Origin of the sequence: Intrasporangium sp., assembly GCF_035280925.1 — a bacterium.
In the GTDB taxonomy this organism is placed as follows: Bacteria; Actinomycetota; Actinomycetes; order Actinomycetales; family Dermatophilaceae; genus Intrasporangium.
Map to the genome: position 1 here is coordinate 1 of NZ_DATEEY010000184.1, position 7,522 is coordinate 7,522.

At 70.2% G+C, this 7,522-nt stretch carries 6 protein-coding genes; all 6 read right to left on the reverse strand.

Annotated features, from left to right (window positions below):
• Nucleotides 1-110: 110 nt before the first annotated feature.
• A complete protein-coding gene (locus VJN29_RS17125; RefSeq protein ID WP_324144851.1) occupies nt 111-1,703 on the reverse strand; it encodes an AMP-binding protein in 1,593 nt (530 codons plus the stop codon).
• A gap of 34 nt (nt 1,704-1,737) precedes the next feature.
• The gene (locus VJN29_RS17130) at nt 1,738-2,196 is read right to left on the reverse strand and encodes an SCP2 sterol-binding domain-containing protein (protein WP_324144852.1); all 459 of its coding nucleotides are present in this window, start codon (nt 2,194-2,196) and stop codon (nt 1,738-1,740) included.
• Between the two features lie 51 nt (nt 2,197-2,247).
• Nucleotides 2,248-3,042: a PIG-L deacetylase family protein gene (locus tag VJN29_RS17135; RefSeq protein ID WP_324144853.1), complete on the reverse strand. Its 795-nt coding sequence runs from the start codon at nt 3,040-3,042 to the stop codon at nt 2,248-2,250.
• 32 nt (nt 3,043-3,074) lie between these two features.
• Nucleotides 3,075-3,545: a GNAT family N-acetyltransferase gene (locus VJN29_RS17140; protein ID WP_324144854.1), complete on the reverse strand. Its 471-nt coding sequence runs from the start codon at nt 3,543-3,545 to the stop codon at nt 3,075-3,077.
• 308 nt (nt 3,546-3,853) lie between these two features.
• Nucleotides 3,854-6,613, reverse strand: coding sequence for a type I DNA topoisomerase (gene topA / locus VJN29_RS17145; protein WP_324144855.1), 2,760 nt, complete (start codon nt 6,611-6,613; stop codon nt 3,854-3,856).
• A gap of 256 nt (nt 6,614-6,869) precedes the next feature.
• A complete protein-coding gene (locus VJN29_RS17150; protein ID WP_324144856.1) occupies nt 6,870-7,328 on the reverse strand; it encodes a GyrI-like domain-containing protein in 459 nt (152 codons plus the stop codon).
• Nucleotides 7,329-7,522 lie beyond the last annotated feature (194 nt).

Here is a 7,522-nt window from a genome sequence, read left to right on the forward strand (position 1 = left end):
ATCATCGCCACCCTCGCCTGACCCGCCCTGCCGCCGCCCAGACCCCAACCTCGGTTGGAGGTATTGCCTCGCTCCAGACAGCGAGGCAATACCTCCACGGGGGGACTGGATCAGTCGGCGAGGAACTGCTTGCGCAGCTCGTCGACGAGGACCTTGCCGGTCACGTTGCGGGGCAGCTCGTCGACGATACGGACCTCGCGCGGCAGGGCCTGGCGGGAGACGAGCGGCCTGACCTGTTCGACGACGTGGCCCGGCGCGAGGCTGACGCCCGGGTGCGGGACGACGCAGGCGACGAGACGCTGGCCGAACTCGTCGTCGGCCAGGCCGAAGACGGCAACGTCAAGGACACCTGGCAGCCCACCGATCCCGGCTTCGAGCTCGGCCGGATAGACGTTCTCTCCCCCGGAGACGACCAAGTCGTCCTCGCGCCCGTCGAGATGGAGCCGGCCGTCCTCGAGGTGGCCGAGGTCCCCGGTGTCGAGGAGCCCGCGCCAGCGCTCGCGGCCCTCGCCGTCCGTGTAGCCGCTGAAGAGCATCTCGTTGCCGACGAAGACCCGGCCGACCTGCCCACCAGGCACCTCGCTGCCGTCGTCACCGACGATGGCGATGCGGGTCCCGTGCGGCGGGCGTCCCGAGCACGAGGGGGCGGCCAACAGGTCGTCGGGATCCGCGATCGCGGCCCACGAGACCTCCGTCGAGCCGTAGAGGTTGTACAGGACCGGCCCGAACGCCGCCATGAACCGGGGCGCGAGCCCGGGCGGCAGTGACGACCCGCTCACGGCGGCGATGCGCAGGAACGGTGCCGCATCGCCCGGGGCGTCGCGACCCACGTCGCCGACGTGGCCGAGCAGCCGCTGGAGCATCACCGGGACGGCGAAGAGAACCTGGCAGCGGTGCTCGGCGAGAGCCGCGAGGGCCACCGGGGGATCGAAGCGGCGTTGCAGCACGACCGTGTCGCGCATGGCCAGGGCCAGCTGGAGGGCGCCGAAGCCCCAGGTGTGGAAGACCGGTGCCGAGAGCAGCACCGTCTCCCCCGGCCGCATCGGGATCCGCTCCAGGACGGAGGCGAGGCCCGCGAGGCTTCGTGGGTGCGGCCGGCGCGCGCCCTTCGGCGGGCCGGTCGTGCCGGAGGTCAGGACGACCACGCGGCCCACTCGTGGAGGCGGGTGGAGCCGCCCGGTTGCCGCGTCGGGCTCCAGAACCGCCTCCATGCGGCCGAGGAAGTCCTGATGCGACAGTCGGGGCACCGACAGGTCCCGCGTGAGCCCGTGGAACTCCTCGTCGTGCACGACCACCGAGATGCCCTCTCGACCAGCCACGTCGGCGACCTGGCCTGCTGCGAGACCGGTGTTGAGCAGCACCACGTCGATCCCGGCCGTCGAGGCGCCGCCCAACAGCTCCACGAGGCCGAGGTGGTTGCGACACAGCAGTCCGACTCGGTCGCCAGGCGTGAGTCCCAGGGTCAGGAGCACGTGGGCCGCGCGTTCGCTGGAGGCGAGCAGAGCGGCATACGTCATCTCCCCGCGCTCCTCGTCGACGACGGCGATGGCGTCCGGCGACCGCGCCGCGGCCTGCCGGATCTCCCCGGCGATCCCCGAACCCCAGGCGAGGATCGACGCGACCTGGCGCATGGCGCGGTCGGGCCGTCCCGGGGTGAGCACGCCGCGACGGGTCAGGACGAGCAGCTGCCGGGTGAGCCGCATCGGCTCAGCACGGGCACCCAGGCGTGGGCATCGCTCAGGCCCGTGGGACTTCGAAGAGGCTGCCGATGTTGGCCGCGAGGGACATGTCCCCCTTGATCTTGATCTTGCCCATCATCACCATCATGACCGGGTTGCCGGTCTTGGTGATGAGCTTGATGAACTCGACCGGGCCCATCGAGAGCGACACGGCTGCGTCGCCGTCGTGGCCCCGGGCCGCGGAGGCCTGCCCGTCGCCGACCCGCACCGTCCACTCGTCGTCGGGGACGCCCTTGCCCGTGATGGTCCAGTGCGTCGTGGCTCGCAGGTCCCCGGCCCGGTCGGACCGGAACATCCGGGGCATGTGCTCGAAGATCGAGTCGATCACCGACATCCGCGTCGGCCCCGCCATGACGTCCGCGACCTCGCGGTCGGTCGCGCTGGTGAGAAGTTCGACGAACTCGACCGGCCCGAGGGCGGTCAGCTCGTCATGGGTGAGATCCTTCAGCGTGGGCATGCTGCTCCTTGGCGGGGTGGCGTTGGGTTACCGAGGAGTAACCCTATGCCCTCAGGTGTCGAGGAACCATCCCGGCACCATGCCGTCCGGCCGACCGGCCTCGACGTAGTACTCGACGCCGAACATCGCGGCGAAGGCCTCCTCCGGCATGGCGATCATCATGCCCGCGTCACTGACCTGGCTGGCATGGCTCGCCAGCGCCGCTCGCTTGACGCCGATCCAGGGCGACACGTCGACGGCCCAGTGCAGCTCGGCCTCGGGCGTCCCGAGCGGGTTGCCGTCGTCCATCGGCTTGTCCGGGTCCCAGCTCTCGTCGGCCAGCCCCGCCGCGACCGCCGTCTGAAACTGCAGACGAGTCACATCGCGGTTCATCGTCGCCTCGAGCACCCGCGGCGTGCCTGCGAGCTCAGCGGCGCGCTTGACGACGGCATGGACCTTGACGTGGTCCGGATGGCCGTAGCCGCCGTGCCAGTCATAGCCGGTCACGAGGTTCGCCCGCTCCTCGCGCAGCACCTCCGCGAGCCGCCCGGCAGCCTCCTCGACGTCGGCCCGGGCGAAGCTCGCCTCGTGGTCGTTCTGGTCCCAGCCGTGCATCCCGGAGTCGGCATAGCCGAGCCAGACGATCCGGTGGGTGCCGATCACCTGGTTGGAGCGGGCTGCCTCGACCCGGCGCCGGTCGACGAGGGTCTCCCCCGCGGCAAGGTCGTCCGGCCGGTCGCCGTGGTCGCCGTTGGTCGCGTAGACGACCACGACGCGGTGGCCCTCCGCGACGGCCCTCGCCATGGAGCCAGCGGTCTGGGACGCCTCGTCGTCGGGATGGGCGTGGACGAAGACGAGAGTTGCCATTGGGCCAGCCTCACCCGTCCCGTCGGCCGGGGTCAAAGCTTTTGTGCCGCTCCCCTCAGGTCCGCCCCGTCGAGGGCGATCCGGTAGACGATGAACCCCTCGAAGGTCGCGACGTCGTCATAGAGCCGCCGCGCCCTCGAGTTCGCTTGGTGCGTCTGCCAGTAGACGGCGCCACAACCCTGCTCCCGAGCCCACGCCACGACCCCGTCGATGAGTGACCGGGCAGCTCCTCTCCCGCGCGCCTCCGGATCCGTGAAGAGGTCCTCGAGGTAGCAGACGTCCGCCCCCCACGTGCTGGGGTGGGCGAGGAAGTGTGTGATCCCCACGAGCCGCCCGTCCAGCCTCGCTCCCAGGCCGTGCACCCTTGCGCCAGAACCCAGCTCGTCCCAGAGGCGCTCGAACACGTGCTGCGGCGGATCCTGCCGGTAGAAGCGCAGGTAGCCCCGGAACAGCCGCTCCCACGCGTCGCGGTCTGCCGCGTCGAGCCCAGTGATCGTCACCATGCCGGCCACGGTAGGCGGGTGGGTGCACCCCGCCACAGCGCCACTTCACGGCAACCCGGGCAGGCCACTCAGCGGCATACGGAACATGCCGTATGCCGCTCAGCTGGCTCCCGCGTCGAGTGTGCAGTAAGTGCCGTCGTCCTGCGTCGAGTGTGCACTTGGCACCGCACGGCGAACCCCCTGTCCGACGCGAACTGCACACTCGATCAGAGGGTTGCTCACCGCGAACTGCACACGCCGCGTGCGGACGGGAGCTCAGGGGCATACGGAACATGCCGTATGCCGCTGAGCTCGCATGCGCTGGAAGGTCAGGACTTCTTCGTGGTTGCCTTCTTGGTCGCCCGCTTCGCGGGCGCCTTGCGGGTGGACTTCTTCGCGGCGCGCTTGCGGGTCGTGGGGCCCTTGGCGCGCTTCTCGGCGAGCAGCTCGAAGCCACGCTCGGGCGTGATCGACTCGGGGTCCTCGTCCTTGCGCAGGGTGGCGTTGGTCTCGCCGTCGGTGACGTAGGGTCCGAAGCGGCCGTCCTTGACGACGACGGGCTTGCCGCTGACCGGGTCCTCGCCCAGCTCCTTGAGCGGGGCGGCGGCGGCCCGGCCACGTTGCTTCGGCTGCGCGTAGATCGCGAGCGCCTCCTCGAGGGAGATGTCGAAGAGCTGCTGCTCGTCCTGGAGCGACCGGGAGTCGGTGCCGCGCTTGAGATAGGGGCCGTAGCGGCCGTTCTGCGCGGTGATCTCGACACCCTCGGCGTCCACGCCGACGACGCGCGGGAGGCTCAGCAGCTTGAGCGCGGTCTCGAGGTCGATCGTGGCCAGCTCCATGTCCGTGAAGAGGGACGCGGTGCGCGGCTTCGGCTTGGCGGCCTTCCTGCCGCGGCCGTTCGTGGCCGGTGCGGCCTCGTCCTCCTCGATGACCTCGGTGACGTAGGGACCGTAGCGGCCCGCCTTGGCGATGATCTCGCGACCGGTCCCGGGGTCGCGGCCGAGGACCTTGCCGTCGTCGGCAGCGGCCTCGAGCAGCTCGCGGGCCGTGGCCGGCGTCATCTCGTCGGGGGCTACGTCGTCGGTGATGGTCGCGCGGCGCGGGGTGGTGAGCACCGCTGTCCCCTCGGGGATCTCGCCGGTCTCGAGGTTGACGCCGGCGGGTGCCACCTCCTCGACGTAGGGACCGTAGCGGCCGACGCGGACGACCATCCCCTCGCCGAGCGGGATGGTGCTGATCTCGCGGGCGTCGATCTCGCCGAGGTCGTCCACGAGCTCCTTGAGTCCCTCGGCGGTGGTCGCCTCGTCGCCGAAGTAGAACCGCTGGAGCCACTCGACCCGCCCGAGCTCGCCGTTCGCGATCCGGTCCAGGTCCTCCTCCATCGAGGCGGTGAACTCGTAGTCGACGAGCTCGGTGAAGTGCTCCTCGAGCAGGCGCGTGACGGCGAAGGCGAGCCAGGTCGGCACGAGCGCCTGGCCCTTCGTGAAGACGTAGCCGCGGTCCTGGATCGTGCCGATCGTCGAGGCATAGGTGGACGGGCGGCCGATGCCCTTCTCCTCCATCGCCTTGACGAGCGTGGCCTCGGTGTAGCGGGCCGGCGGGGCGGTCTCGTGGCCCTCGGCCTCGGCGCGGACGACCTCGAGCGTGACGCCGGTGGACAGCCTGGGCAGGCGCCGCTCCTCCGCGGCCGCGTCGGCCCGGGCCTGGGCCTCGTCGTCGCGGCCCTCCTCATAGGCGGCGAGGAAGCCCTTGAACGTGATGACCGTGCCGGACGCGCTGAACTCGACCTGCTGCGCACCCTCGACCGCCGTGTCCACGGAGAGCTTGACCGTGGCCGTCGAGCCGCGGGCGTCGGCCATCTGCGAGGCGACGGTGCGCTTCCAGATCAGCTCGTAGAGGGCGAACTCGTCACCGCGCAGCTCGCCCGCGACCATGGCCGGCGTGCGGAAGCGGTCGCCCGCGGGGCGGATCGCCTCGTGCGCCTCCTGGGCGTTCTTCACCTTCTTCTCGTAACGGCGGGGGACGTCGGGGACGTACTCGGCGCCGTAGAGGTCCCTCGCCTGGCTGCGGGCCGCGGTCAGGGCCGCGTCGGACAGCGTCGTCGAGTCGGTGCGCATGTAGGTGATGTAGCCGCCCTCGTAGAGGCGCTGGGCGACCCGCATCGAGTTCTTCGAGCTCATGCGCAGCTTGCGGGACGCCTCCTGCTGGAGGGTCGAGGTCGTGAAGGGGGCCGACGGGCGCCGCGTGTAGGGCTTCTCCTGGACGTCGGTGACCGTGGCCGTCGCGGCGAGGCACGCCTCGGCGATGCGCCGGGCGAGCGCCTCGTCGAGCCGGACGACGCCCTTGCCGACCAGCTCGCCGCGGTCGGAGAAGTCGCGTCCGGCTGCGACGCGGGACCCCTCGACCGTGGTCAGCCGCGCCGTGAACTGCTGGGCGGTGCCGTCCGGGGTGAAGTCGCCCTCGACGTCCCAGTAGGAGGCCCTGACGAAGGCCATCCGCTCACGCTCGCGCTCGACCACCAGGCGGGTCGCCACGGACTGGACGCGGCCGGCCGAGAGGCCCTGTCGGACCTTCCGCCACAGCACCGGGCTGACCTCGTAGCCGTAGAGCCGGTCGAGGATCCGTCGCGTCTCCTGCGCGTCGACGAGGTCCTGGTCGATCTCACGCGTGTCGTTGACGGCACGCTGGATGGCCTCGCGGGTGATCTCGTGGAAGACCATCCGCTTGACCGGCACCCGGGGCTGGAGTGCCTCGAGCAGGTGCCAGGCGATGGCCTCGCCCTCGCGGTCCTCATCGGTTGCGAGGTAGAGCTCGTCGGCGTCCTTGAGCTTGCGCTTGAGCTCGTTGACCTTCTTCTTCTTGTCCGGGTCGACGACGTAGTACGGCGCGAAGTCGCTCTCGACGTCGACGGCGAACTTGCCGAACGGCCCCTTCTTCATGTCGGCCGGCAGCTCCGACGGGTTGGGCAGGTCGCGGATGTGTCCGACCGAGGCCTCGACGTCGAAGTCCCCTCCGAGATAGCCCGCGATCGTCTTCGCCTTCGCGGGCGACTCGACGATGACGAGCTTGCGCCCCTTACCGGCAGCCATGGTCCACCTGAGTCTTCCTGCTCCCACGTGCAGCGGATTCGTCGCTGCTCCGACGTGGATGCGGACCGACCGTAACAGCCCGTGTCAAGATCCGTTCGCATCACCCCAGATGTCGAGTGTGCATCACAATCGGGCTTGGCCCGCGGACCCATCCACCCCAACCAGCCGGAGCTGCACCTGCACCTGACCCGGTTCGAGGTCGGGGTTCGCTCCCGAGAGCGAGCCCCGACCTCGATCCGAATACCTCGAACCCCGGTCAGGTGGCGGGCCAGAAGATCTGCGTCCGCCACGTCGCCGGGTCGGGTTCCTGCTCCGGGTCGCTCAGGTAGACCTCCCACATGCAACTCGACGGCGTGAGGCCCTGCTCCTTCATGTAGGCGATGATCTCTTCGTAGGTCTGCGGGAGCTCGTCATAGGGCCCGAGGTGGGTGGCTTCCACGACCCGGCCCCCGGGCAGCGAGCCCGGCGTGACCCCGTCGACCGCGGTGATCGGTCCGTCCACCGGGAAACCAGCCTCGACGTCGACGGTGTCGGTCGGCATCCCGTGATAGAGCGAGAAGGGCGGCCCTTGCGGCTGTCGGCCCTGCTCGTGCACCGCTGCCATCGCTTGGTGCAGCGCCCGTCCGAAGAACTCCGGCAGGTCGTTCACTGGGACGCGCTCGCGCACACCAGCAGTGGTCTGCGGCTGCCGTTCGCTGATCCTGATCTCTGTCATGCCTCCACGTTCCGCACCCACCACGCGACCGGCAAGGGCCGAACGGCCCGGCGAGAAACCGCAGACTCGACGACTGATGGGACGACGCGTGCGGAACAAGGGCGTGCACGACTGCGTTGCAGATGATAGTTTACTCGTCAATCATCTGAGGAGCCCACATGCCTGCCCCCCTGATCTATCTGAGCCACGGCGCG

What these genes read in the sequence shown, in the direction of transcription:
- VJN29_RS17125 (WP_324144851.1), bottom strand. Translation starts at nt 1,703, where the DNA reads ATGCGGCTCACCCGGCAGCTGCTCGTCCTGACCCGTCGCGGCGTGCTC.
- VJN29_RS17130 (WP_324144852.1), bottom strand. Translation starts at nt 2,196, where the DNA reads ATGCCCACGCTGAAGGATCTCACCCATGACGAGCTGACCGCCCTCGGG.
- VJN29_RS17135 (WP_324144853.1), bottom strand. Translation starts at nt 3,042, where the DNA reads ATGGCAACTCTCGTCTTCGTCCACGCCCATCCCGACGACGAGGCGTCC.
- VJN29_RS17140 (WP_324144854.1), bottom strand. Translation starts at nt 3,545, where the DNA reads ATGGTGACGATCACTGGGCTCGACGCGGCAGACCGCGACGCGTGGGAG.
- topA (WP_324144855.1), bottom strand. Translation starts at nt 6,613, where the DNA reads ATGGCTGCCGGTAAGGGGCGCAAGCTCGTCATCGTCGAGTCGCCCGCG.
- VJN29_RS17150 (WP_324144856.1), bottom strand. Translation starts at nt 7,328, where the DNA reads ATGACAGAGATCAGGATCAGCGAACGGCAGCCGCAGACCACTGCTGGT.